This window comes from Planctomycetaceae bacterium (assembly GCA_041398785.1).
In the GTDB taxonomy this organism is placed as follows: domain Bacteria; phylum Planctomycetota; class Planctomycetia; order Planctomycetales; family Planctomycetaceae; genus JAWKUA01.
On record JAWKUA010000010.1, the window covers coordinates 142,520 to 168,387 of the forward strand.

The window sequence follows — 25,868 nt, forward strand, 5'->3', positions numbered from 1 at the left end:
GCGCGGCGATCTCGAACAACGAGACGCCCGCAAGCTTCCCCTCGAACGACCGCACGGCTGGAACTATAAACGCCGGTTCCGGTCAGCGTCGATCGTGTCGAGCATCGGATCGGCTGGCGGCAGCCGCGCGGGGCGCAACCGCTGACGTCGCCGAACTGACTTCGCTTCGGTGGCCGAGCGACGACCGTTTCCTGCCGACGACGGGCGTCCTCGGACGGCGCGGTGACTCCAGGCGAATCGGTCGCGCTCAGACATCTCTCGAATCACAACTGACAATTCAGTAGCCTGTCGCTCACAGGTGTTTCATAATTTGGTCAGGCACTCTTCAGGAATCAGAAATGCTTCGTCACGAATCTGATGCCGCTGCGGCCGGACTTCACAGATCGGTCAATCGGCGAGCGATGCTGGTTGCGTCGGGCCTGAGTCTGGCAGGCGTTCCGTTTGGTTCGGCGTCTTTGGCGGTTCCGCGTCCGTCACAGCCGGAAGGCGCGTCGGGCGGCACGAACGGTGTGGGCAAGGCGAAGTCGACAATTCTGTTCTTCCTCTGCGGCGGCGCTTCGCACGTCGACATGTGGGACATGAAACCGGACGCTCCGGCGGAATATCGCGGGCCGTTTTCGCCAATCAGCACGTCGGCCTCCGGAGTTCGTCTGTGTGAACACCTGCCGCTGCTGGCTCAGCAGGCGCATCACCTGGCCGTGCTGAATTCTGTGGGAGGAACCGTCAACACCAACGACCACCACGCCGGCTACTATTACAACCTGACCGGCCATGTTCCCGATCCCACCTTTCAGTCGCTGGGCAACAATCGCACCCCGATGCCCGACGACTGGCCGTTCATGGGAACCGTCGTCGGTTCCCGCCGGCCGAGGCATCCGTATCTGCCAAACGCCGTCACGCTGCCGCATAAGCCCAGCAAGGCTCCGTATACTCGACCAGGACAGTTTGCCGCACGGCTGGGAGTCGAACACGACCCGGTGTATCTGCAGGGCAGCCTGGACGAACCGCTGAAGTTTCACGCACCGTCTCTGGAACTGCTGCCGGGTTCCAGCAGCGACCGAATCGATTCGCGGCGAAGTCTGCTGACCGCGATCGATTCCGCGCGAAGAGAATTCGACGCGGTGGATTCCGTGACGGTCTGGAATCGGCAGCAGGAGCGAGCGTTCTCGCTGCTGACTTCGTCGAAGACGACGGCCGCCTTCGACGTCAGTCAGGAACCCGATTCGATCCGCCAGCGATATGGCCAGACGGTGAACGGCATGAGTCTGCTGCTGGCGCGCCGGCTGGTGGAAGCTGAAGTTCCCTTTATCACCGTGTTCTGGAAGGAAGACGAAAGCCGCCTCGCGAAAAAGTGCGCCAGCGCCGGAGCCTGGGATACTCACGGAAACAACTTCAACTGTCTGAAGGAAAATCTGCTGCCGGAGTTCGATCGCGGATTTTCCGCGCTGCTGGAAGACCTTGCGCAGCGCGGTCTGCTGGATCAGACGCTGGTGATGGTGACCAGCGAAATGGGCCGCACACCGCGCATCGGCGATCCTCGGTCCGGCGGAGTCGCCGGTGCCGGCCGCGACCACTGGACTCACTGCCTGACCGACATTCTTGCCGGCGGCGGAATTCAGGGAGGCCAGACTTACGGAACAAGCGACAGATTGGGCGAATATCCTGCGGAAAAACCGCTGACTCCCGCCGACGTGACTCGCACAGTTTACCACGCGATGAACATCAACGACCTTCAGGCCACGGATTTCGAAGGCCGGCCGTTCAACCTGCTGGCCGACGGCGACGTCATCACGGACTTGTTCTGAAGCCGGCGAGTCAGGGCATCCGGCAAATGACGTGCTGAAGATGCACCGCCCACCGCGCCAGGCGCGGCGGCGGCGCAGGCACGTGGCGCATGGCGACGCAACAATCGGCTCGCCCCATTCACCACTGTCCGTGTACAATCGGTGAGGCACTTCGGCACGTGCCGTGGACACCGGGACGACGCTCTGGCGCTGTCGCGCTTTCTCTGGCGGAGACCTCATCGAATGCCCGCAGACATTCGCCTGACAACCATCATCGCAGTCCTGGCAGCAGTGCTGCTGACTTCCGCTGCAGCGCCGGCGTCTGATGATGCCGCAGCCGGCTCCGCCGCGGCGAAGCAGGAATCGTCGCCGAAATCCGGCCTTCGAGTGGACATTCTGGAGGTCACGGTCAATCTCGAAAGGACTGTGACGAAGCCACTCGATGCCGCTCGAAGCGTTGCCGTGCGAACGATGGTATCCAACACGCTGGATCGACCGCTGGAAGTAAAGCTCAGCGATATTCAATTGACGTGTGACGGAACCGCTTTCAGCCCGAATCCTGTGTATCCCGATGCGCTGCTGAAGGAAGACCGCACTCTGGCTCCTGGCGAGGAGATTGCTGGCTGGCTCGCGTTTTCGATCGCCGGGCCGGTTACCGATGAACCGGAGCTGACGCTGACGTGGCAGGTGAACGGAAAAACGCTGTCCTGGTCGATCAACGGAGAGTTGCGTCGACTGCTGAATGTGAAGACGGAACGGATCGGCCCGGACAATTGTCTGGCTGTCATGACGCTGAACGATGCGATCGACAGGGAAATGATTTGGGTCCTGTCGACGGCGTTCCGCGAACTTCACGAAGCCGGCATGCGGCGACTGGTCGTCGTCAGCATTGGCGAATCGCATTCGCCGCAGCGCGGAGTGATCACGTCATGGCTGGCCACCGCTCGCATCGGCAACGAAGAAATGCGTCTTCCGACAGGTCCGCAGCCCCGGTCTCCCGTGCAATTTCCGGTGTTTCATGCCGCAGGTTTCGGCAATTCGACCGGCAACTATCGAGTCGGCCGGCGATACCGGAATTCCGGCGGTTCCACCTTTCTGCATCCGGATCGGGAACGCGCGGTCGCCGCGGCTTTGCAGGATCTGTACCAGCGCCAGCCGGTGGATACGGCACTTGCGGGACTGCAGAGTTCTGAACCAGGCATCCGCCGCGCGGCGCTGTCGACCAGCATCGATCGGCTGACTCCCGAGCAACTGCGGCAGGTCATCGCTGATGTCGCTTCCGCACCGGCGTCGCAGCAGGCTCTTGTCGCAGAGCTGCTGAGTCAGGTGGCGTATCCCGGAGTTGTGGAATCGCTGCGGAACTTTGTTCTGAGTTCCGACGCGGAAGTATCTCAGGCCGCGCTGAATTCGCTGGTGCAGTGTCTGTCGCCCGAGACCGATCGCGTCGTGCACGAAATCTGGCTGACCAGCGTCGACAACGCCGGTTTTCGGGAACGGATCGTCAACGAAATGCTGAGCGCCGATGACGATCGGTGGTCGTCCTACGTTCGCGAAACCGCCGAACTACTGCTGGATCGAGCCGCGCGGTCAGCATCAGAACCACCGTCGTCCGCTGATTCCGCTGAACCGAAAGATCCGCCGGACGAAGCACCGGACAAACCTGTGGCACACGCGGCTCCAGCCGATTCCAAAGACACACCCGCGCCGCTGTCCCGTTCTGAATCGCAGTTGCTGCAGCGAACTCTGGCGTTCTTTGAGGAACATGAGGAACCGGGCTTCGTGCATTTTGCCAGGGCTCGCGTTCTGGAGATTCACGAACCGGAGACGCAGGACCGCGTTCTGGAATTTCTGCTGGCATTCAATGATCCGACCGATGCGGAACTGGCGCGGCAGTACATCGATCTGCGGCTTCCGCACGGAACCACGTCCGACCGGCTGATTGCCGTGGTCACACAGTTTCCCGACAAGCGCTACACCGAACGGCTGCTGGAGCTTTCGAAGAACGCGTCGCTGCGGTCTTCTGTCCGCAACAATCTGATGACCGCCGCCATCCACTGTGCGACGGGACGGCAACTGGACCCGCTGATCGAAGATTTCAACGGGCTGGACGATTCCGCTCAGACTCTGCTGCTGCAACAGCTTGCTGCGTCGAATCATCCGCGATGGCTGGAGCTGGCGGAAAGCACGCTCGGCAAGAACCCGGCTCGCGACGGAGCCGTTCTGCGGATCATGGGCGCGAATCCGTCGCCGGAGTCATTGAATCTGTTGCTGCGGCTTCTGGAGCAAACGCGACTGCGTGCCGACTCCGAAGAAGAATTCGACCGTAAGGAAGCCGGATACGCTCAAAACCTGATTGCTCAGGTCAGCACGTTTTCTCACCCCGAAGCCAAACGCATCCTCAACCGCTGCTACATCTCGCGTTCCTCAATGTTGCGAGGACAGGCAAAGCTGGCGATACAGCGTTCGTTACAAAAGTCGCCCGGCATTGCAGATTATATCAGGATGAGCCAGGCGACCGACCAGCGGCAGTACAGCGAAGCTCTGGAAGCCGCCAGCGATGCCATCGCCAAAGATCCCTTTATGGCGGACGCCCTGCATTCGCGAGCGTCGCTGTATCTTCGTGACAACAGGATCGGTCCGGCGCTGCGGGATCTGGAGGAGTCCATTCGACTGCAGCCGGAAGACATCGTCGCCGAAAGTACGCTGGCGATTGCCCGCATCCGCAGCGGTGATGTCGCAGCGGGCCTGGAATACGCGGATGAAATCCTGTCCCGGGTTCCTGAAGAGGCAGGAGACATGCGCTGGATTACGCTCTACAACACGGCCTGCGCCTATGCCCGAACCGACGAAGTTCCCGGCATCAGTGACGAAAAGCGGGAGCAGTATCTGGATCGCGCGGTGGATCTGTTTTCCAGGTCCATCGAATCCGGGTTCGGCGACGTTGGCCACGTCCTGAATGACCCCGATCTGGACGCACTTCACAATCGACCGGAATGGGAATCCCTGCTGAGAACGATGGCCGAGGTGGCGAAACGACCAAAGGAACCGAAGGAAGAGTGATGTCCATTCTCCGCGGAGTGCCAGCGGAAAATCCTGGTGCCGAACCTCGCGGCGTCGCACCGGAACTGCTGTCGTTCCGCAGACGTCTCCCCATTTCGCCGAAGAGCCCTTTTTCGACCCAAATACTTGTGTGGTTCGGTGAGGCACACGCGGGTCGGCAGGAGCCGCGCCCTCACAAGCGCCGGTGGCACATCTGCAGCCGGTCTGGTCTGCATCGAAACCGGGTTCGATAATCCTGCAGGCCCTGCACCGGGAACCGATATTCTCCCGGCACCTATGGCGGCAGGTGCGGGCCGGGCCGCATTCCCGGACGACACGACGGATGCCGCGGTGGACCAGCGCGGCCCATCAGGCGATCGAGCGTCGCCTGGGCGTCGTAGTGCGGATTCGTCATGCTCTGCGTCCAGCCGGAATTCGTGGAATGCCCGACATGCAGCCCCATGCGACGCCGCCAGGGTTCGGCGAACGCGGGCAGAACATTCGTCCCGAATCCCATCACCGACTCGTAGCCCGGTGATCCCGGCGCTCCGTAGCAAATCATTGCGTTGCCCGGACAGACGGGATGATCCAGTCCCAGAATGTGTCCCACTTCATGAGCCAGAGTGTGAAAGTCCTGGTACACGGCTCCTTCGAAACCTGGCTCCGAAAGGAAGTCGCGGTTGCAGAACCGGCCTCGATCGCGGCCGGACGATCGCTGGATCCACGATCGAAACACGTGTCTTTCATCCGGCGCAAGGTAGTAACAGCCGATGGTGACGTGAGATTCGGATAGCGAATCAACGACCTGCACGTCCAGAGCGCAGGTGACGTAGGGAAAGGGAGTTGTCTCGTCGTTGCCGGGAGCCCTCAGTTCGGCCAGATTCGGAAGCGTGGCCGGCGGCGTCAGAAACAGACGACGCGACCAGATGCGTTCGCAGGTATCGTCAAACCGTCTGCGAAACACCGCCCAGTCTCCGGGATCCCACCGCTGGATCTGATAGGTGTTCCCAGAGTCATTGAACGATCCGCGGTGATCGGTGCCGCGAGGATTGAGCTGGTACAGGTGAAACTTCACGATCAGCGTCAGTGTCGAACCGTTGTCACGGTGATTCGGCGGACTCAATTCTGAATCAAACGAACCGCCCCGCGTGATGATGTGTTCGATCGCCATGTTGTCGCTCCGCTATGAACTCTGTGAACCCGATGTTGTTCCGGAATCCGGACGGACACTGCACACAGCATTTCCGACAGGCAAACCACGTACCGTTTTTGGCACGTTCAGCACAAGGCACGCTTGAGTCGAACGAATGGACTCCCGCTGCAAACGCCAATTCACGGCGGAACAGCCTGTTCCCGCGACGCATGCCCGGTGCCTGTCGCCGTCACCCAGCGAGTGACTCTTCGTTAACGAACTGAGAATTCGTCAGACGGGACGTCCGGCTCCTCGGCTGTTCTAACCCGAGCTGTGTGCAGTTAAGCGCGCCGATGGCGCACGATTGTGGCTCTTCCGGGAATGCGGCGTGTTGGCGGCACTCACGTCACTGCCTCCGGCCGACGATGTATCGGCGCGGTTTGACGACGGAAGGATGATGGGCAAGAATCGCGAAACCTTTCCCCGGCTCGTCAGCCGCTGTCGCTATAACGACGCCTGTCCGCCGGTGCCGATCGCGGGAAGGCCGCTTCAGCGATCGAGCGTTGTTCCGAGGTGCCGCTGATCAGGGAGCAACCCGCCGCCATGATTTCCGACCTTGTCCGATACACCAGCGTTCTGGCGATTGTTGGTGACATTCTCAAGGTGCGTGCCCGAGATGTTGGATTTGGTGAGCTGGCGGTTGTGGAGAATCCCGACGGCCGGACGTCGCTGGCTCAGGTCATCGAACTGGACCGCGACATCGTTTCACTGCAGGTTTTTTCCGGCGGAACAGGATTGTCCACGAAGTCGCGCGTAAGCTTCCCCGGACATTCCATGCAGGTAACGTTTTCTCCGGCGATTGCCGGACGCATTTTTCGAGGTTCGGGCGAACCGATTGACAACGGACCCGATCTTTCCGGTGAACCCGAGATTCCCATCGGCGGCCCTTCCGTGAATCCCAAAATGCGCGTCGTGCCGCAGAAGATGATTCACACTCAGGTCCCCATGATCGACCTGTTCAACTGCCTGGTCGAAAGTCAGAAAATCCCGATCTTCTCCGTCGCCGGTGAACCGTACAACCAGTTGCTCGCGCGCATCGGCATTCAGGCAGACGCGGACGTCATCGTCTTCGGCGGCATGGGGCTGATCTTCGACGACTATCATTTCTTCCGCACAACGTTCGAGGACGAAGGGATTCTTGGCCGGACCGTGATGTTCGTGAACCAGGCATCCGACCCCATCGTCGAACGGCTGCTCGTTCCCGACATGGCTCTGAAGGTGGCCGAACGCTTCGCGGTGGAAGAAGGCAAGCGAGTTCTTGTTCTGCTGACCGATATGACAGCCTTCGCCGACGCGCTGAAGGAAATCGGCATCGCCATGGAACGCGTTCCGTCCAACCGCGGCTATATGGGCGACCTCTACACGCAGCTCGCCCAGCGCTATGAGCGAGCCTGCGACTTCAAGGGAGCGGGCTCGGTCACGATTCTCGCTGTGACGACAATGCCCGGCGACGATGTGACGCATCCGGTACCCGACAACACGGGTTACATCACGGAAGGTCAGTTCTATCTGCACGACGGCATGATCGATCCGTTTGGTTCACTGTCTCGACTGAAGCAGCAGGTCATCGGCAAGGTGACTCGCGAAGATCACGCTCAGGTCATGAACACAATGATCCGACTGTATTCAGGAGCCAAAGAAGCGGAAAAGAAACAGGCCATGGCCTTCGACCTGTCGGCGTTCGACCACAAGCTGCTGCGGTTTGGAAGACTGTTTGTCGACCGATTCATGAATATCGACGTTTCCATGCCGCTCAATGACGCTCTGGACCTGAGCTGGAAGACACTCGCCGAATGTTTTGACGCCGACGAACTGCTGATGAAGCAGTCACTGGTGGATAAGTACTTTGGAAGAGTTGAGAGTTGACCCATGTCTCTCGCAATCAACAAAACATCGCTCAAACAACAACGCGACCAGTTGGCGATGTACAACAGGTTTCTGCCATCGCTCGATCTGAAGCGACAGCAGTTGATCGCCGATTTTCAAAAGGCGAAAAGTGTGATCGCCGCAACCGAACGCGAGATCGCTCACCTGGAAACTGAGAACGCTGAGCTGTTCGCTTTGCTCGGAGCAAGCGAGCAGGATTTGTCCGGACTTGTGACAGTGGCATCCGCGGACTTCGGCGAAGAAAACGTCCTGGGTGTTCGACTGCCGACGCTGGGGAACGTGACGTTTCGTCGGCAGGAGTATTCCATGCTGGCGAAGCCGTTCTGGGTCGATCTGCTGGTGGAACTACTGGAATCAATGGCGCGACTCAGCCTGCGACAACACGTCGAACAACAACGTGTCCAACGATTGAACGAAGCTGTTCGAAAAATCACTCAGCGAGTGAACCTGTTCGAAAAAGTGCTCATTCCGCGCGCGGAGGAAAACATTCAGCGGATTCGCATCTACCTGGCCGATGCCGAACGCACGGCCGTTGTGCGTTCCAAAATTGCCAAAGCCAAACGCCAGCAGACAGCGCAATCCAGGAGGCTCGGCTGATGGCAATTGTCCCGGTTCGCAAAGTCTGCCTGATCGGCAGTGCGCGGCAAAAGCAGGAGTCAGCTGGACCGGCTGCAGAAGCTGGGTTGCATACACCTGCTGGATCTGAGTGGTCGTCGAAAGTCGAGCAGTCCGCCGCACGATATCTCGACCGAAACTCTCCGCGCCGTTCGGTATCTGCAGACCTGTCACGAGCATCATCGGCAGGCCACAGACGAATCTGACTTTGACTTTGAAGGCATCGTGCATCAGGCGCTGAAACTGGAACGTCACGAACAGGAATTGAACGAGGAACGCGACGAGTTACTGCTGGCCGTGAAAAATCTGCAGCCGTGGGGCGATTTTCGACTGCCGAACAACGGAGAACTCCGTTCGCTGAAATTATGGTTCTACATTCTTCCGCATCATCGCCGTGCCGAACTGACAAGTCGCAAGGAAGCGTGGCAGGTGGTGTCTCGCGACAACCGGTTTGATTATGTTGCTGTCGTCAACGAAAGCGAACCGGCCGACATGCCGGTGCCGCGAGTCCGCCTGGACGACAGGCCGCTGTCAGAACTGCGACAACGACTGAAGTCTGTCGATGCGGAGCTTGAAGAACTGCACTTTCGCCGGGTCTCGCTGACAAGGTGGAACGCGCTGCTGTCGCGAGCGATCGCGATCGCCGAAGACCGCGCGGAACTGCGGCACGCGGCCGAACGTGCCTGGGACGATCCCTCATTGTTTGTCGTTCAGGGCTGGGTGCCGCAGCCGCGGCTTGACGAGCTTCAAGCATTCTGCCGCGACGAAGCAATGTCGCTGACCGTGGAAGCTCCTGCCGACGACGATCACCCGCCGACGCTGCTGCATAATTCCGGCGTCACCGAAGGCGGCGAACAGGCCGTGACCTTTTATACAACGCCCGATTATCGCGACTGGGATCCGTCGTCGATCGTGTTTGTATCGTTCAGTCTGTTCTTTGCCATGATCATGGCCGACGCCGGTTACGCTGCGCTGCTGGCCGTCGTCCTGCTGCTGGTCTGGAAACGGCTCGGCCGGATGGATGGCGGACGGCGGCTGAGAAAACTTGTCCTGGCAGTCGTGGGGGCTTCCGTCGCTTACGGTGTTGCCGTGGGAAGCTATTTCGGTGTGACGCCGAGTGACGCATCGTTCGCGGGAACACTGCATGTCATCGACGCGACCGACACGCGGTTGATGATGCTGATTTCGGTGGCGGTGGGAGTCATTCATCTGGTGATCGCGAATCTGGTGCTGGCCTGGCACCGACGGCATTCCCTGCGCATGATCGGATCGCTGGGATGGGTGGCAGTCCTGGCCGGTGGCCTGGCATTCGGATTCGGCAGGGCCGGCATCGAGCCTCAGAATGCCCTGTCAATCTTCGGCGGCTGGGCCATTGCTGTCGGAGGTGTCGCCGTCCTCCTGTTCAGCAGCCAGCGGCCGTTTGCCGGAGCGAAACTGAAAGATCACGGACTGCGGCTGGTTGATGGCATCCTGTCGCTGACGAGTATTTCCAAAGCCTTCGGCGACGTGCTGAGCTATCTGCGGCTGTTTGCCTTGGGCCTGGCGAGTGCTCAGCTTGCCATCACATTCAATGACCTGTCCCATCAGGCGAGTGGCACCGCGGGTGTCGGCAGTCTGCTGGCCCTTCTCGTGCTGCTGATCGGTCACAGTCTGAATTTTGTGCTGATCGTGATGAGCGGCGTGGTTCACGGACTGCGTCTGAACTGTATCGAATTCTTCGGCTGGGGACTGGAAGGCGAAGGGTTTCCGTTTCGGCCGTTTCGTAAGAGGGTGAAATAGTTATGGACAGCATCATACTTTTGCTGGGCTGGGCGGGCGTGTTTCTGCCGACAGCGCTGGGCGCGATTGGCAGCATGATCGGTTGTGCTCGCGCGGGTCAGGCGGCCGCCGGAGCGCTGCTGGACGTCGAAAGCGGCTACGGACGTCTGGTCGGGCTATCGGCGCTGCCGTCGTCGCAGACGATCTATGGGATTGTGGTCACGATGCAGTTCAACCGCGCAGTGACGATGGAAGCGGCTCCCGGATTCTTCTCGATTGGGCTGCTGGTCGGTCTGGCTCTGCTGTTCAGCGGGATGTACCAGGGTTCGTGTTGTGCGGCGGCCATCAATACAACGAAGTCCAAACCGGAAGTCTTCGGTCTGTCGGTCGCTCCGGCCGCGATCGTGGAAGGTTTCGCCGTGTTTGCCTTCATCTTCGCGATGATCGTCGGCGGCGGAATCCCCGGCGGTGGGGAATAGATGCGACGCACACAGCAGACAACATTTGCCATTCAGGACTGACTGTTATATGACGACAGACCGTATCACATCCGGCGTCGACGATCTCATTCAGCGGCTGCGCGAAGAAGGCGTGGCGACCGGAAAGACCGAAGCCGACGAAATCGTGGAGAACGCGCGTCGCCAGGCCGAACAGCGTCTCGAGACCGCTCGGCAGCAGGCGGAGCAGATCGTCCAGAAGGCACGCGACGAAGCCAGCCATACAAAGCGGGCTGGCGAAGAAGCCGTCCAACTGGCCGTCCGTGACGCGATGCTGAGCCTGAAAGCAGACGTCGCCAGGCAGTTTGCTGATCGCATCCGGCATCTGGTCAGTCACGAACTGCGGAACGGAGACTTCCTAAAACAACTGATCCTGGAAGTCGCCGGTCGCGCGGCTCCGTCGGCCGACAGGACGGCTCAGATTCTGCTGCCCAACGAATCGGTCGGGCTGGAAGAGCTGCGTCGCAATCCGGAAGAAGCGGAAGAAGGGACGCTCAGCCACTACGTCGTCACGATCATGAAGGACATGCTGCGCGAAGGCATGGACGTGGGCGTTCGCGACGACGAATCTCCCGGGATTCGCATCGCTCTCAAGGACGACGACATCGAAATCGATCTGACGGACAGATCCATCGCGACCCTGCTGCTGCGTCACCTGACGCCAAGGTTCCGGGCGATGATGGAAGGCATCGTGCAATAGGGGTGTTTCGGGCTCATCCGGAAAATGGGGTTGTTGATGGAACAGCGTTTCAGGCCCGGCGGGCCGACACAACCTCAGCCGGTGGCGTCAGCCACCGGTCAGGCGCGGAATTCCTGGCAAGAGCCCCGACGGAGGGGCGATACAGCTTTCACCGCAGTGGATGTGTCGGCCCTTCAGGCCTGCGGACGCGGAGACACCAGCTTCCGGAGCCTGTCGGCTCCGGCTGACGTTGTGCCTGCCCTCCGGGCATCAACAACCGGAAACGCACGGATGTCGGATCGCAACGTCAGATGCGATCGAAGTCTCCGCAGGAATGTCGGCGAACATCCGCAAGCCTTCATCGACCGATCCATCAGCAACACCCCCATTCCCCGGAAGGGCCATATTTCGTTGCCCCACGAGACCGACGGGAGTCGTTGGAAATCCACCTCGCACGGCACGGTTCGGCTTGAGTTCTCAACACCAGCAGCGACACTGAAGATGGGTATCATCGCACACGGACGCTTACACGGTTTCCAAAGCAAGGCATTGTGATGTCGACCATTTCGACAAATCAGCTGACCGCGGAACAGTTCTTCGACTGGGTCCATCAGCCGGAGAACATTGACCGATCTTTTGAACTTGATCGCGGGGAGGTGATCGAAGTGCCGCCACCAGGAAAATATCACGGCTTCGTCTGCGGGAATGTGGCCGGCATTCTTCGAGAGTTTTCGAAGCGTCGCGGTCACGGTTACGTTTGCACCAACGACTCGGGGCTTATTATCGAACGCGACCCCGACAGTGTGCATGGTCCGGATGTCACGTTCTATGACGACGACGAAACCGCCGACGATATGGAACGCCGGTATTCGACGAAGCCGCCGCTGCTGGCTGTGGAGGTCATGTCTCCCAATGACCGGGTGAACCGAGTGATGAGCAAAGTCGGCCAGTTGCTGGATTACGGTGTGCCGGTTGTGTGGGTCGTTGATCCGGAAGCCAAAGATGTCAGTATCTGCCGGGCCGGGCAGCAATCAAAGCTGCTGACGGATGCCGACACGATCCGCGGCGAGGCAGGCCTGGCGGATTTCGAATGTCCCGTCGCCGAGTTCTTCGCCATGCCAGGCAGCAAGCGGTGACATCACCTGAATTTTGAAGCTGCCTGCACCGGAATTCATGGTACCAGGATTCGTCGAACCGTGACATCTTCGACCGACTACTACATGCTGGTTGCCAGTCTGCCGCACATGCCGCGGTCGTTTGAAGTCGAGCAGGTGCCGATCAGTCGGATTCGACTGCAGCAGCGGCTGTCGATTCTCGGCGATGACGACAGAGCGGTCGTCGATCAGATGCAGAGTTTTCTGTTGTGGGATCGGCAGCATCGGGAACGCACCGACGAAGAAGTACGTCTGGAATACGATCGGCTAATGAGCACAATTTCCAACGAACTGCTGCGGGATATTATTTCTCACCGCATGGACGTGCGGACGATCACCAGTGCGTTTCGTCGGCGCCGCCTGGAACAGCCTCCGCCGACCGAGGTGGGACAGTTCGTCGACCATATTTCGCGACACTGGACTCACCCCGACTTCGCGCTGGCTCGGCGGCATCCCTGGATTCCACAGTTCCGCGAACACTTCGAAGCCAATGAACCTCAGCGGGCCGAACGGCAACTGCTGCTGAGCAACTGGAATCGCTGGAGCCGCCAGGCGGACCGTTATCATTTTTCGTTCGAGACCATATTGCTTTATCTGGCTCGCTGGGAAATCGTGGATCGCTGGACACGGCTTGATGAAGCAACAGGACGCGAGCGGTTCGCAACACTTCTGACGGAAGCGATTGGAGATCATGGCGGTATCAACCACTGAAGCACCGGCCCAGGCGACGGTGTCCGGAGTCAACGGCAACATTGTGTCCATTGACGTTCCGGACGGAACCATCGTGAAGAACGAAGTCGCCTTTGTCTGCACGGGCGACGGGCGATTGAAGGCCGAGGTCGTGCGCGTGTACGGCCGTTCGGCCGATCTGCAGGTGTTTGAGGACACTCCCGGAGTGCGCGTCGGCGATCGCGTCGAACTGACTCACCGGCTGCTGTCTGTGTCGCTTGGTCCGGGGCTGCTGGGAACGGTCTACGACGGCCTGCAGAATCCTCTGGAGACGCTGGCCGGCCGCGACGGCATCTTTCTGCGCCGCGGCCATTATGTGGATTCACTCGACGCGGAACACAAATGGTCGTTCGTGCCGCGACGACGAGCGGGCGACCGCGTTCGGGCCGGCGATGTTCTGGGAACGGTGGAAGAACGTGGCATCGAACACAAAATCATGGTGCCCTTCGACCTGGCCGGCCAGAGGGAACTGACGTGGATTCAGGGAGGCAGCTTCAGTGTCGACGAACCGATCGCCCGCGTTCATGACGGACGCGCGGACAGGCCGGTGACGATGAGGCAGCGGTGGCCGGTGCGGGTTCCTCTGCCGTCGGAAATGCTCAGCCGTCAGCAGGTCGAACGCAGATACCCCAGCGGCCCGCTGGTGACCACGATCCGAGTCATCGACACGTTCTTTCCCGTCGCGCGAGGCGGCACGGCCTGTATTCCGGGACCGTTTGGCGCGGGCAAGACAGTTCTTCAAACGCTGATTGCTCGCTATTCGGCGGTGGACCTCGTCATTGTGGTCGCGTGCGGGGAACGGGCGGGCGAAGTCGTTGACACGATCAATGAGTTCTCTCACGCTCAGGATCCGCGCACGGGCGGTTCGCTGATGGATCGCACGATTATTGTCTGCAACACGTCGTCGATGCCGGTCGCCGCGCGGGAAGCCTCGATCTATACGGGAATCACTCTGGGCGAATACTATCGGCAGATGGGACTGGACGTTTTGCTGCTGGCGGATTCCACCTCGCGATGGGCTCAGGCCATGCGGGAAACGTCCGGACGGCTGGAAGAAATTCCGGGCGAAGAAGCCTATCCGGCATATCTGGATTCCGCGATCAGAAGCGTCTACGAGCGAGCGGGCGTGCTGGCGTGTCCGGACGGCCGTTCCGGAAGTCTGACGATGGTTGGCACGGTATCTCCGGCCGGCGGCAACTTCGAAGAACCGGTCACGCAGTCGACTCTGGGAACCGTGAAGACGTTCCTGGGACTGTCGTACGACCGCGCCTACCGGCGCGCGTACCCGGCGATCGATCCGCTGATCAGCTGGTCCCGGTACCGCGAACAGCTTCGCGAGTACTTCGATTCGCAGGTGCATCCTGGCTGGACGGAACTTGTGGATTCTCTGGCGGACCTGTTGCGGAAAGGCGACGGCATTCACCAGATGATGCAGGTCACCGGCGAAGAAGGGATTTCACTGGAAGATTTCGTGACGTACCAGAAGTCGGTCCTGCTGGACATCGCGTATCTGCAGCAGGATGCCTTCGACGAGGTGGACGTCTCTGTTCCGCTGGACCGACAGAAGCAGATGCTCCTGCTGCTGCAGAAGCTGATCGACCGCGAGCGTCTGTTCACGAACAAAGACCAGGTCCGCAGCTATTTCACTCGCCTGACCGGCCTGTTCCGCAATCTGAATTACTCGCGCCAGGATTCGCAGGAGTTTCAGTCGTACCTGCGTCAGATTGAGGAACTGCCGACGATGGATTCCCGCGATGCGGACGTGCCGGGGGATTCATCCATCGATCAGTGAACCGGTCGGCGATCAATCTTTCCTCCGGTCCGGCCGCGGCGTGTTCCGCAGAATGCACAGCGCCGAGGCAATCACGCCATCAGAAAACGCAGGCTGTCTTCCGCCTTCTTCCGCTTTTGTGCGTCTTCGATGAATCGCAGGATTGTGTGGAATCCGTAAAGCGTTTTGATGCGATGCGTCAGCCGGGCTTCGTCTCGTTTCAGATCGCCGGTCCAATACGCCGGTTCGCCGGGATCGTGTTCTGAGCGCTGCAGCGGGCCCAGATCGGATGCGACATCCGGCAGCGTTCGCCAAAGACGAATATGATGCCGGTGAGCCTCAAAGCCCTGCCTTGCGAGTTCTTCGTAGCCGAAACGGGATAACTCCGTCAGGCCGGCCGTGTGGTTGATAATGTGCCACATGCTTCCGAAACCCTGCCTTCGAATCGCGACGGAACTTATCAGCTCATCGATGACCACTTCGACCATTTCCTGTTCCGACTGATACAACTCGAAGCCGTCATCGGTTGCGACGGTCACCTGTTCGCCCTGTAACCAGCCGCGTTCCTTCCCGTAGTAGCCGCGCCCCGCGGTGGCTCCGTTGAATCCCCGGATCAGCTTCCGAATGCCTTCCACCATGGCCGGCGTCGCGTACTCGGGGTGGTCATGCAGCGCGCGGATGGCGATGGATGCGAAGATGACGTTGTGGCCCGACTGCCGGGTTCCGCCAATGTTTTCCGCCAGCGCCTGAGCAATGACGGGAATCAGTTTTTCGTCCGCGGCTTCGTCAGCCAGCGGCTCGAACAATTCGTGCGACGTGATGCCGGCTTTCTTTGCATTGAACCAGATGGCTTCTTCGCCCTTGATGATCCGGTCAAGCTCACGTTCGACTCCCAGGTGTACGGCCTCATCCAGATCACTGTTGTCTTCGCCCCAAAAATACCCGGCAGCGACGGCGGCTCCCAGATGTCCGGCCAGAGCACTGGCTTTGTGCGCATTCGCAAGCCCGTACAGTCCCTTGTGAAGGTAGTCAAAGTCGATCATGGATCCGGCTCCCGTCTGAATTCCGCGGGTGAATGCTGTTGCAGGCATCTTACACGGTTTGTGCATCCGAATCTTCCCGCGCCGGTGCGGCGATGGTCGCCGGCGTGTCGGGATTTTGCTGACACGGCGGTGCATTGCGATCCCGAAACGCACACGTGCGCCAGTCGACACACCTTTTCATTGCGTGGATTCGGGCGTGGAAGCAGCCAGGCGGCGCATTTGTCTGCCAGCCGCAGATTCGCGAGATCATTCACTTCGGCGAGACTCACAACCCACGGCGGTGAACGTGGCGACGTCCGCTGCCGCGCAGCACATTGCGCTGTGAGAATCGCGCCTTATCGGCATACCGTTTGCCGCCTCCACAACAGACCGCGCGGGCCGGTGTTGGTGTTTCCGTGGCTGATTTTCGAAGGGAGACTGTGATGAGACATTTCATCATTTCTGGATTGATGGTCGCTGGACTTTGCTGCGTCGCTCCGGCCACGGCGCGGGGATTTCAGATCATCACCTACCAGCAGCCGGTGGCATCGGTGAGCTACTATTCGCCGCCGGTTTACTACTCTGCGCCGGCGTATTATCCGTCGACGGTGTACTACTATTCGGCCCCGGTCTACTATCCGCCGGTGCCGCGGTACACGTATCGGTATCGCTATGTTCCTTCGTATGCCTACGCGGGACCGCGCTACAGTGTCGGCTTTCGCAGCGGTTACCGAGGCCCGTCGGTGCGAGTTTACTACGGCGGCAGACCTCGACGCATTTACCGCTGGTAGCGGCAGTGATGCGCTGAACCGCGCCGCAGACAAGTGTTGAGTGGGCTCTGGTCGACAGGCCAACAGTTGTGGACGCCATCAACCAAAACGCCCCGAACCCAGCGGCTGACAGTTCGCATACGGCACATGAGGCGGCTGACTGGCACCTGCAGTCGGCCGCTGATGTGCTGAACCGATTGCGGTCGTCCGAGGTCGGCGTCTCTGCGGACGAAGCCCGCAGACGCCTGCTGCGTTACGGCCCCAATCTGATCGAGGAACGAAGGCGGACGTCGGCACTTCTTCGGCTGCTGCTTCAGTTCCGCAATCCTCTGATCTACGTGCTGCTGGTGACGGCGGTCATCACGGTGACGCTGCGTGACTGGATCGACGCCGGCGTTATTCTGGGCGTTGTCGTCATCAACGCCGTGATCGGCTTCATTCAGGAATCGAAAGCCGAGCAGGCGATCGACAGCCTGAAGAAGATGCTGGCGCCTCAGGCGATCGTGCTGCGCAGCGGAAAACAGACCAGTGTTCCGACATCCGAACTCGTTCCGGGCGATGTCGTCGTGCTTCACGGCGGCGACAAGGTGCCGGCCGATCTGCGATTGATTCAGTCCAGAAATCTGCAGGTCGACGAAGCGCCGCTGACGGGAGAATCTCTGCCCGTGGAAAAGTGCGTCGACGTTCTGAAAGGTGACGTGTCGCTGGCAGATCGACGCAACATGGCATTCGGCGGGACGCTTGTCACCGCGGGCACCGGAACCGGCATGGTGGTCGCCACCGGCCACGCCACACAGATCGGCCGAATCGCCGGAATGCTGGAAGACGTCCGCGGAGTCGACACGCCGCTGATTCGCCGTCTGGCGGAATTCAGCAACGTCATCACGGTCGCCATCATCGTGTTCTGCGTTGTGATCTTCATCGCAGGAGTCCTCTCGGGACAGACTCCGCTGGTGATGCTGATGTCCGCAGTCGCGCTGGCTGTGTCGGCGATTCCTGAAGGTCTGCCCGCCATCATGACGATCGCGCTGGCCATCGGCGTGAAGCGTATGGCCGCGCGGAATGCGGTGATTCGCAAACTGCCGGCCGTTGAAGCCCTGGGCAGCACCACCGTCATCTGCACCGACAAGACCGGCACGCTGACTCGCAACGAAATGACGGTGACGCGAATCGCCACAGCGGCCGGTCGCTATACCGTCACCGGTACCGGCTACGAACCCACCGGAACCGTCCTCGACAGTCAGCAGAACACTGTCGGGCTCGAAGCCGCGCCGGAACTCAGCGAACTGCTGCGGGCCGGCGTTCTGTGCAACGACGCCAGCCTGCGACATCATGACGGGCAGTGGAAGATCGACGGTGACCCGACGGAAGGTGCGCTGCTGGTGCTGGCGGAGAAGGCCGGACTGTCGGTCGATGATCTCCGCCGGACGCGACCTCGAACAGACGTGATGCCTTTCGAAGCCGATAACCAATACATGGCCACGCTGCACCGGAATCCGTCCGGCAGCGCGGTGATCTTTGTGAAGGGATCGCCGGAGGCCGTGGTGTCTCGCTGCAGCCAGGAATGGCACCACGATGCGGAGTTTGCCGCGGTCACATGGAAGGGCATCGCGGAACAGATGGCGTCGGAAGGGCTGCGAGTTCTTGCAATCGCCGAAAAGCAGGTCGATGCGCAACTGACGATTCTGAACCCGGACGACACGCAGTCCGAACTGAAGCTGCTGGGACTGGTGGGAATCATGGATCCGCCGCGAGACGAAGCGGTGACGGCGGTTCGTAAGTGTCACGCGGCGGGAATCCGAGTCAAGATGATCACCGGAGATCACATCGCCACAGCTCGATCCATTGGCCGGGAAATCGGCATCAGCGACGGCCACGGCGCTGTGACGGGAACGGAGCTGGATGCGTTCGACGATGAAACGTTCCGCAAAACCGCTGCCGAAGCGGACGTGTTCGCGCGCGTTTCGCCGGCACAGAAACTCAAGCTGGTTCAGGCGCTGCAGGCACAGGGCGAAGTCGTTGCCATGACCGGTGACGGCGTCAATGATGCACCCGCTCTGAAACAGGCGGACATCGGCGTGGCGATGGGAATCACGGGCACGGAAGTCGCCCGGGAGGCCGCCGAAATGGTCCTGCTGGATGACAACTTCGCCAGCATTGAGCGGGCGGTGGAAGAGGGTCGCACCGTCTTCAACAACCTGAAGAAGACAATCCTGTTTATCCTGCCGACCAACGGCGGCGAATGCCTGACGCTTGTCGCGGCGCTGCTGATGGGAATCACGCTGCCGATTCTGCCGCTGCACATTCTGTGGATCAATCTTGTCACGACCGTGGCGCTGGCGATCACGCTGGCCTTTGATCCAATCGACCATGACGTGATGCATCAGCCGCCGCGAAATCCGAAGTCACCGCTGGTCGACCGGTTGCTGATCTGGAGAATCGTTTACGTATCGATTCTGATGGCGGCGGGGACGTTCGGGCTGTTCTTTTTCGAAGTGCGAGCCGGCCACAGCGTTCAAGTCGCACGCGCTGTGGCGGTCAACGTGATCGTCTTTTTCGAGGTCGCGTACCTGTTCAACAGCCGCCATCTGACAGACTCCATTCTGAATCGCGCGGGCCTTTTCGGAAACTCGGTCTCCTGGTGGGGCGTTGCGGCCGTGCTGGTATTTCAGAGCCTCTTCACGTATTGGCCGCTGGCGAATTCATTGTTCGAAGTGCAGCCGCTGACGCGCTGGATGTGGATGCGAGTCGCTGCTGCCAGTGCCGCTCTGTTGCTGCTGGTGGAAGCGGAAAAAGCGGTCTCCCGCAGACTTCGGCGGCGGAATTAACCAACCCGGCCGGATCCGTCATCAGTACAGGTCGCATTCCGATCGGCTGCGGCGAAGCTTCTGAGCCAGACTACGTGCCAGGTTGCGATACAGAATCATGGCGATATCCGTCCGGCGACGTAACAGTTGTTCCAGCCGTCCGCGATCGATCACTGCCAGCAGACAGTCCGACAAAGCTCGCGCGGCCAGCGTGTGGTCTCGCGGCGACACTATGGATGATTCTCCGATCAGGTCACGTTCCACAATGCCGCACGGACTCGTCTGTCCCGGCGCAAACAGGCCGACTCGGCCGCGCAGCACCAGAAACATTTCCGCAGGTTCGCCGTCAACGCGAAACACTTCATCTCCCTCCTGGTATGTCGCCGTTCTGCAGATTTCCGCCACAGTCACGGCCTGTTCATCCGTCATGCCTTCGAAGAAGACAACTTCGCCCATCGCTTCCGACACTGCCGGGACAACTCCCTGGCGGCGAAACCGGGAAAGAACGTGTTGGGCGATCGGCCCGGCGAGTTCCGTGACTTCCGGCTCCGGGATCTCCGGCGGGACCAGCAGCCGTGCCATTCGCACCGAATCCAGCCGTTCGACTTCATGAAACACAATGGCCGGCAGGTATCCACAGGGAAGAAAGCCGCATTCCAGAAACGTCTGCTGCATTTGCGGCGCGTACGCGTTGACGTCAACTTCGATGTATTCAACCTGCCAGTCTTCCCGGCAGGACGTTTCCAGGCTGCGGATCAGAAAATGAATCGGCTGATCATCGACAGACAGCAATTCCACAACTCGCACGGACTTTTCATTCTTGTCGTGCAGAAAGCCGATGGCTCCGACGATCGTCCCGCTTCTTCGGGCGATCAGATAGTTGCAGCGCCGGGCCTGAAGCTGAAATAGGCCGTAGTGCAGTCGCACCGGACCAAATACTTCCCGCCGGTGAACTCGTCCCCGCTGCAGCCGCAATAGTGTGGCATATCCGTCGGTGGACATTTCCTGAAGTTCGAAGTCTTCGATGTGAGGATAAGAAACGGCGGAGTCGGTAACGACGGCGTCGCAGCGGATTCCAAGGTTGCGAAGGCTAAATTCCGCCAGAGGAAACGCTTCGGGAATGACTCGCGGATGATTTCGCCGCAACGCGACGGCCTCACCAAAATGCTGCAGATACAGGGCCACACTTTCCCGGCCGATGAACCTTAGCTTCCACGGCAGGAAGCCGACCGGAACGAACCCGTAGCGGAGCGAGATTCGCTGCGAGAATGCATGAGCCACGCGGTTTTCAACGATGCCCACGTGAATTCTGTCGCGGGCATATCGAAGGCGTGCTTCCATCAGCAACCCGCCGACTCCCTGCCCGCGCGCGTCCGGATGAACGGCCAGCCGCCCGAATTCCGCGGTCAGATCTCCGAACGCTCCCACGTCCATCACAACCGAAGCGGTCCCCAGAACCTTCTGCGATTCCGGTTCCACGGCGACCAGCAGGATGCTGTTGTCAGAGAACACCATGCGCGTCAACGCGTCGGGTTCGAGGAATTCGTGATACGGATATTCCTCGCCGTAAGTCGTCATGAAGACGTCACGGATGCCGAGCACATCTGACGCTTTGGCTTCACGAACTTCCGGCATCCGTCGTCACCTCTGTCTGTCGAAGACCCGTGCGGGAAGTCATCCGCTGACCGGCGATTTCCGCGACGGCCGCGAACCACGCCGCACCGACCGCAAGCGCCTGTTCGTCGAAGTCGAAGCGGCTGGAATGAGCGGGATAGCCCTCCTTGCCAGGCACGAGCGATCCAAAACGGACGTAACACCCCGGAACCTTCTGCAGGTAGAACCCGAAATCTTCGCCGCCCATGTTGGCTGCTCGCATGGAAACCGTACGTTCCGCTCCCACGGCGGCGATCGCAGCCTGCGTCGCAAGCTGAATCATGTCTTCGGAATTGACAACCGCCGGCGTCCCTTCGTGAATCTCCACACTGACCGCGGTGTCATGCAGTTGACCGATGGATTCAGAAATCCGCCGGATCGACGTCTTCAGGTGACGCCGAACGGATTCCTCCTGAGCCCGGATCGTGCCGCGCAGGACGGCAAGGCTGGACAGGACGTTGGGAGCCGTGCCGGCATGGAATTCACCGACGGTAACGACAGACGGATGCGCGGGGTCAACCTCCCGAGACACGATTGTCTGCAGCGCCATGACCAGCAGCGAACCAACGACCACCGTATCCACGGCTTCGTGAGGACGCGCCGCATGACCGCCACCACCGCGAATGGTAATTTCAAACTGGTCCGTGGAAGCGTTCACGGGGCCGGACGAAATCGCGATGCAGCCGGCGTCGTAGTGGCGGTCGACGTGGCCACCGAAGATCATCGAAACACCGTCCAGGACGCCTTCGTCAATCATGCGGCTGGCGCCAAGCCCCGTTTCTTCTGCCGGCTGGAAGATCAGTCGTACAGTCGCCGGAAGCCGACGATCCTTCAGCAGCACCGCAGCACCCAGCACCATCGTCGTATGACCGTCATGACCGCAGGCATGCATCATGCCGCGGACTTCCGAGGCGAATTCCAGACCGGTTTCTTCCTGAACCGGAAGCGCATCCATGTCGCCTCGCACAGCGACGATGACGTCGGGGCGCTCCGGGAATATCCGCGACGACTCCCGTGCCGGCGACGCCGCGGCGATAGCTGATCCCGTGCCTGTCCAGAAATTCGCAGATCTTCTCCGCCGTGCGAGTCTCCTTCCAGCCTGGTTCCGGATGGCGGTGCAGATCGCGCCGCACCTGCACCAGCTCCCGGAACAGTTCATCGGAAACCACATCCATTCGTTGAACTTTCAATCAGACATAATCAGCGTAAGGTCGGCATTCCGCAGTGTGCAACACGCCGGGGGTGACCGTTGTCCGGGCTTTGTGTTCGCGAACCACGGACAGCCAGCGGTCGCAACGATCGCGAACACCGAAGCCGCCGGCGACGTCGAACGTATTCGGTCCCGGACGCGTTCCTTCGTTCAGCCGAAGACTAAGAACCCCTAACAAAACCTCCGACGCCGCGTTGTGACGTCAGTCGTTGAGATGCACCGCATTGATCCGCCATCCGTGAGTAGAGTGTCCGCGCCATCCTGATGCAAGAAGACTCGGACATCGACCGTTCCACCGGGGGCGACGGTGTCGTTCGTCTGATCGAACGCGTACATGATGCCGCCGACTGCCCCAGACGATGCCGCCGCCAGAATCGCACAAGCAAGGAGGAATTTCATCATTTCCCGCAGCCGATTCAGAAAAGCAAATTCTTATTTCGAAGGTCAATGCAGGTACAGCGAAAGAAGTAGCTCACGAATACACGCAAATTCCAGAGAACCCCCAAGACACAATCGTCGCCATCGATTTCTCGTCAGTCACCTTTTAGGTCGTCCACGACGGCAACCGCCGCCAATGGAAAGTCCCGGAAGGATGATGCAAGTCCGCTGTTTCCGCCACCAACGGAAACCGGGTGGCCGCGAACCGGGGGGCAGTTGGCGGTAGAGGTGATTACGGGTTCAGAACCGTTCGGTAGCGGCTTCGAAACGCGAAGTAGTCGAGGACGTCGATGTCGCCGTCGCCATCGGACTCGAAGGCGCTGTTGAACAGCTCGTCGGACTCAGTGCGGCGGTAGGTGCTGCGGAAAGCGAACAGGTCCGGGCTGTCGACATCGGCCGGATGGCACCTGTGAAAGGTCGGAAAACGTGAGCACGATAAAGTGTGCTACTGGCTGTGCCAGTGCCCACAGTCACGCAACAAAAACACTGGCATAGCCAGTGGCACACCATCGGGGCGTCGACAGTTTCACCCGCCCGCGGTATGATTCTCTGGGGCGGGTGGACAAGATCACGTCGCACGGCAACCAGACGGACGATCCGGACGATGCCACCCCGTCCCGTTTGCCTTTGGAATCACGAATCCACGCCGCTCGGGACAATTTCGTTCCGAGCGGAAGCTCGAATCGCCTCGCGGGGCTCCCGCGTCGAGAACCAGATCGTGTACACGCTCAATGATCTCGGCAAAGTGACGAAGAGCCAGCAGTCGCACTCCGGAGCGGTCAGCGGCAGCACGCCCGGTGTACAGGCCCAACGGGCCGGTCAATCATCCAGCCTGGGGCATCGCCCCAGGTTCGGAACAACCCCATTCGGCAAAGGCCCAGCGGGCCGACAGTTCGCCCCAACCCCGCACGCCGCATCCGCACAGGGCAACCCGGAGCGGGAGCCGAATTCTGACAGGCACTGGATGACTTCGCGTCACCAGAGCTTCCTTTGGAACGGCCGGCCCGTTGGGCCTTGGGGCCATTCGCGGCGCAGATTCCTGGGGCGGTGCCCCAGGCTGGACGAACGGCTGGCCCGTTGGGCCGGAACTCCGGCCGGCAACATGACCACGGTGCCGCAGCCGGGTTCCTGGTCGACCGACTACGACCTGACATGGGACGCCTGGAACCGGCTGGTGAAAGTCGTCGACGGAGCGAACACCGTGGCTGAGTACCAGTATGACGGCCTGAACCGCCGGATCGTGAAGAAGATCGACAGCGGCGGCAGTCTCGACGAAACCCGGCACATCTACCTGTCCATGCGGAATCAGGTGCTGGAGGAACGCGTGGATTCGTCGACCTCCGCCGACCGGCAGTTCACCTGGGAGCCCGCTACGTCGACGACCTCGTGCTCCGCACCCGCGACACGGACGCCAACGGGTCTCTGGACGAAACGCTGTACGCCCTGCAGGACGCCAACTGGAACATCACCGCCCTGGCCGACACCAGCGGAACAATCGTCGAACGCTTCGTCTACGACGCCTACGGCCGCTCGACAGTGCTGGAAGCCGACTTCACGGCCGACGGCGACGGAATCAGTGACTACGCCTGGGAATACCGCTTCACCAGCCGGGAACACGACGCCGAAACCGGAATGCACTACTTCCGGGCACGCTACTACCACGACGGTATCGGACGATTCATCGGCCGGGATCCGCTGGGGTTTGTTGATGGCGGAAGCATGTATACGGCATATTTCGTCTTCGGAAGGACTGATCCAGGCGGCACGATGGTCGTGGATCCGGGTTTCGAAAAGGTCGTAACCCCTGGGCGGCGGGAGATGTGCAGGAAAATGTTCGTCGATCATAAGGATCTGTTCCGTGAGCCAATTGACGACTATCTCATCACACTTACAAAGTGTAGTGCTGAGGGGAAGTCTCAAGAAAATCATCGAATGTGTCTGGAAGAAGGCAGGGCGAATTTGGCAGACGAAGCTATTGAACAGTTGATGAAGTACACTTGCTGCGTGATAAATAAGGATGATTATCCAGACCCGTGTCACTGGGGAAAGAACCGGTGGAGGTTTCCACTGGCGGGCGAAAACCGCCAACCAGTTGGCCGGAAAACGAGTCCAACTACTGCTGGCCGTCACCGGATTGGCCACTGCGGGGGAAGGGCGAGACCTGTGGCTGTTTCAGCAGTGTCCATTCAAGAATGTTAAAGCGACTTTGAAAAGCTGGACGCGGTGATGGCCCGTTGACACATTCAAGAATGTTAAAGAGTGGAAAGAGATCACCGCGCTGTTTTGGCACTTGCCGTTGATTTAGGAGGGCGGAGAGCTATGCTGGCGAAGTGGACGCGTATGATGACGTCGTTATTCACGGCTGCTGTACAAGTAGTCTCACTTGCGACGCTGGCATTTACTTTTGTGCGGTTCGAAGAATGCAGCAGAGCCCACAGTCCCTCAATTGTGGAGCGATGCGATCCTGCTTTCGTCATCTTCAGACCCTGCAGACTATGTCTCTGCATGTGCGAGGTTTACTGCGGCTGTGAATATGGTCGCGTTCCAAGGCTCCCATTTACGTTTCATTTGCTGAGCATCTGGGAGGTCGAGGCACATTATATCTGAACTAGCTGATCTCGCAGAAACCCAGAGGCTTCAGTTGGCTCAACAATTTCGCCCAGCGTGGCGAGCGGTGCTCACACAATGAGCGAGGATAGTATTTTGCTGCTGCGGCAGGCTCTCATGGAAGTCGCTGGAAAATTCAGACTCACGACGATCTCGTCTGCTTTGCCGCACTGCACGAGCACGATGTCGATCCACTTCGAGCCTCCTCTCGCTGCTTCCTCTTCATCCCTGCGTGGTGGTTACACTCTGAGTAAAC

Annotated in this window: 17 protein-coding genes; 13 read left to right on the forward strand and 4 right to left on the reverse strand. The window is 60.0% G+C overall.

Translation table 11 applies throughout. The annotated features are described in order from the left end of the window. Positions 1-338: 338 nt before the first annotated feature. Positions 339-1,805, forward strand: a complete 1,467-nt coding sequence (locus R3C19_13650; GenBank protein MEZ6061383.1) for a DUF1501 domain-containing protein — start codon at positions 339-341, stop codon at positions 1,803-1,805. A 222-nt stretch (positions 1,806-2,027) separates the two neighbouring features. After that, entirely contained in the window at positions 2,028-4,844 is a 2,817-nt protein-coding gene (locus R3C19_13655) for a hypothetical protein (protein ID MEZ6061384.1), read from the forward strand. A 274-nt stretch (positions 4,845-5,118) separates the two neighbouring features. Here the strand turns inward: R3C19_13655 and R3C19_13660 are convergent, their stop codons facing one another. After that, positions 5,119-5,994 carry a hypothetical protein gene (locus R3C19_13660; protein ID MEZ6061385.1) on the reverse strand — a complete coding sequence of 292 codons (876 nt, stop codon included), beginning with the start codon at positions 5,992-5,994 and terminating at the stop codon, positions 5,119-5,121. A gap of 564 nt (positions 5,995-6,558) precedes the next feature. On the opposite strand from R3C19_13660, the gene R3C19_13665 reads away from it, so the two are divergent. From R3C19_13665 to R3C19_13700, 8 genes are all read left to right on the forward strand, one after another. After that, positions 6,559-7,881, forward strand: a complete 1,323-nt coding sequence (locus R3C19_13665) for a V-type ATP synthase subunit B (protein ID MEZ6061386.1) — start codon at positions 6,559-6,561, stop codon at positions 7,879-7,881. 3 nt (positions 7,882-7,884) lie between these two features. Beyond that, complete coding sequence (locus R3C19_13670) at positions 7,885-8,499, forward strand: V-type ATP synthase subunit D (GenBank protein ID MEZ6061387.1); 615 nt, start codon at positions 7,885-7,887, stop codon at positions 8,497-8,499. A 39-nt stretch (positions 8,500-8,538) separates the two neighbouring features. Next, positions 8,539-10,296: a V-type ATPase 116kDa subunit family protein gene (locus R3C19_13675; GenBank protein MEZ6061388.1), complete on the forward strand. Its 1,758-nt coding sequence runs from the start codon at positions 8,539-8,541 to the stop codon at positions 10,294-10,296. Between the two features lie 2 nt (positions 10,297-10,298). After that, on the forward strand, positions 10,299-10,754 hold the full coding sequence (locus R3C19_13680; protein ID MEZ6061389.1) for an ATP synthase subunit C: 456 nt from the start codon (positions 10,299-10,301) through the stop codon (positions 10,752-10,754). Between the two features lie 49 nt (positions 10,755-10,803). Then, entirely contained in the window at positions 10,804-11,472 is a 669-nt protein-coding gene (locus R3C19_13685) for a hypothetical protein (protein MEZ6061390.1), read from the forward strand. Positions 11,473-12,005: 533 nt separating this feature from the next. Continuing rightward, a complete protein-coding gene (locus R3C19_13690; protein ID MEZ6061391.1) occupies positions 12,006-12,587 on the forward strand; it encodes a Uma2 family endonuclease in 582 nt (193 codons plus the stop codon). Between the two features lie 60 nt (positions 12,588-12,647). Further along, a complete protein-coding gene (locus tag R3C19_13695; GenBank protein ID MEZ6061392.1) occupies positions 12,648-13,316 on the forward strand; it encodes a DUF2764 family protein in 669 nt (222 codons plus the stop codon). Continuing rightward, positions 13,297-15,126 (forward strand): V-type ATP synthase subunit A, encoded by a 1,830-nt coding sequence (locus R3C19_13700; GenBank protein MEZ6061393.1) that lies wholly within the window; start codon positions 13,297-13,299, stop codon positions 15,124-15,126. The genes R3C19_13695 and R3C19_13700 overlap by 20 nt, the downstream gene beginning before the upstream one ends. Positions 15,127-15,197: 71 nt before the next feature. Here the strand turns inward: R3C19_13700 and R3C19_13705 are convergent, their stop codons facing one another. Next, on the reverse strand, positions 15,198-16,196 hold the full coding sequence (locus R3C19_13705; protein MEZ6061394.1) for a hypothetical protein: 999 nt from the start codon (positions 16,194-16,196) through the stop codon (positions 15,198-15,200). A 374-nt stretch (positions 16,197-16,570) separates the two neighbouring features. Here R3C19_13705 and R3C19_13710 point away from each other — a divergent pair, with 374 nt between their 5' ends. Both R3C19_13710 and R3C19_13715 read left to right on the forward strand, forming a co-directional pair. Next, a complete protein-coding gene (locus tag R3C19_13710; GenBank protein ID MEZ6061395.1) occupies positions 16,571-16,918 on the forward strand; it encodes a hypothetical protein in 348 nt (115 codons plus the stop codon). 68 nt (positions 16,919-16,986) lie between these two features. Further along, positions 16,987-19,725, forward strand: coding sequence for a cation-transporting P-type ATPase (locus tag R3C19_13715; protein MEZ6061396.1), 2,739 nt, complete (start codon positions 16,987-16,989; stop codon positions 19,723-19,725). A 21-nt stretch (positions 19,726-19,746) separates the two neighbouring features. Here R3C19_13715 and R3C19_13720 read toward each other — a convergent pair whose 3' ends face one another. Continuing rightward, positions 19,747-21,339 carry a GNAT family N-acetyltransferase gene (locus R3C19_13720; protein MEZ6061397.1) on the reverse strand — a complete coding sequence of 531 codons (1,593 nt, stop codon included), beginning with the start codon at positions 21,337-21,339 and terminating at the stop codon, positions 19,747-19,749. Next, positions 21,323-22,528, reverse strand: coding sequence for a M20 family metallopeptidase (locus R3C19_13725; GenBank protein ID MEZ6061398.1), 1,206 nt, complete (start codon positions 22,526-22,528; stop codon positions 21,323-21,325). The genes R3C19_13720 and R3C19_13725 overlap by 17 nt, the downstream gene beginning before the upstream one ends. A gap of 1,863 nt (positions 22,529-24,391) precedes the next feature. Here R3C19_13725 and R3C19_13730 point away from each other — a divergent pair. Continuing rightward, the gene (locus tag R3C19_13730; GenBank protein ID MEZ6061399.1) at positions 24,392-25,204 is read left to right on the forward strand and encodes an RHS repeat-associated core domain-containing protein; all 813 of its coding nucleotides are present in this window, start codon (positions 24,392-24,394) and stop codon (positions 25,202-25,204) included. Positions 25,205-25,868 lie beyond the last annotated feature (664 nt).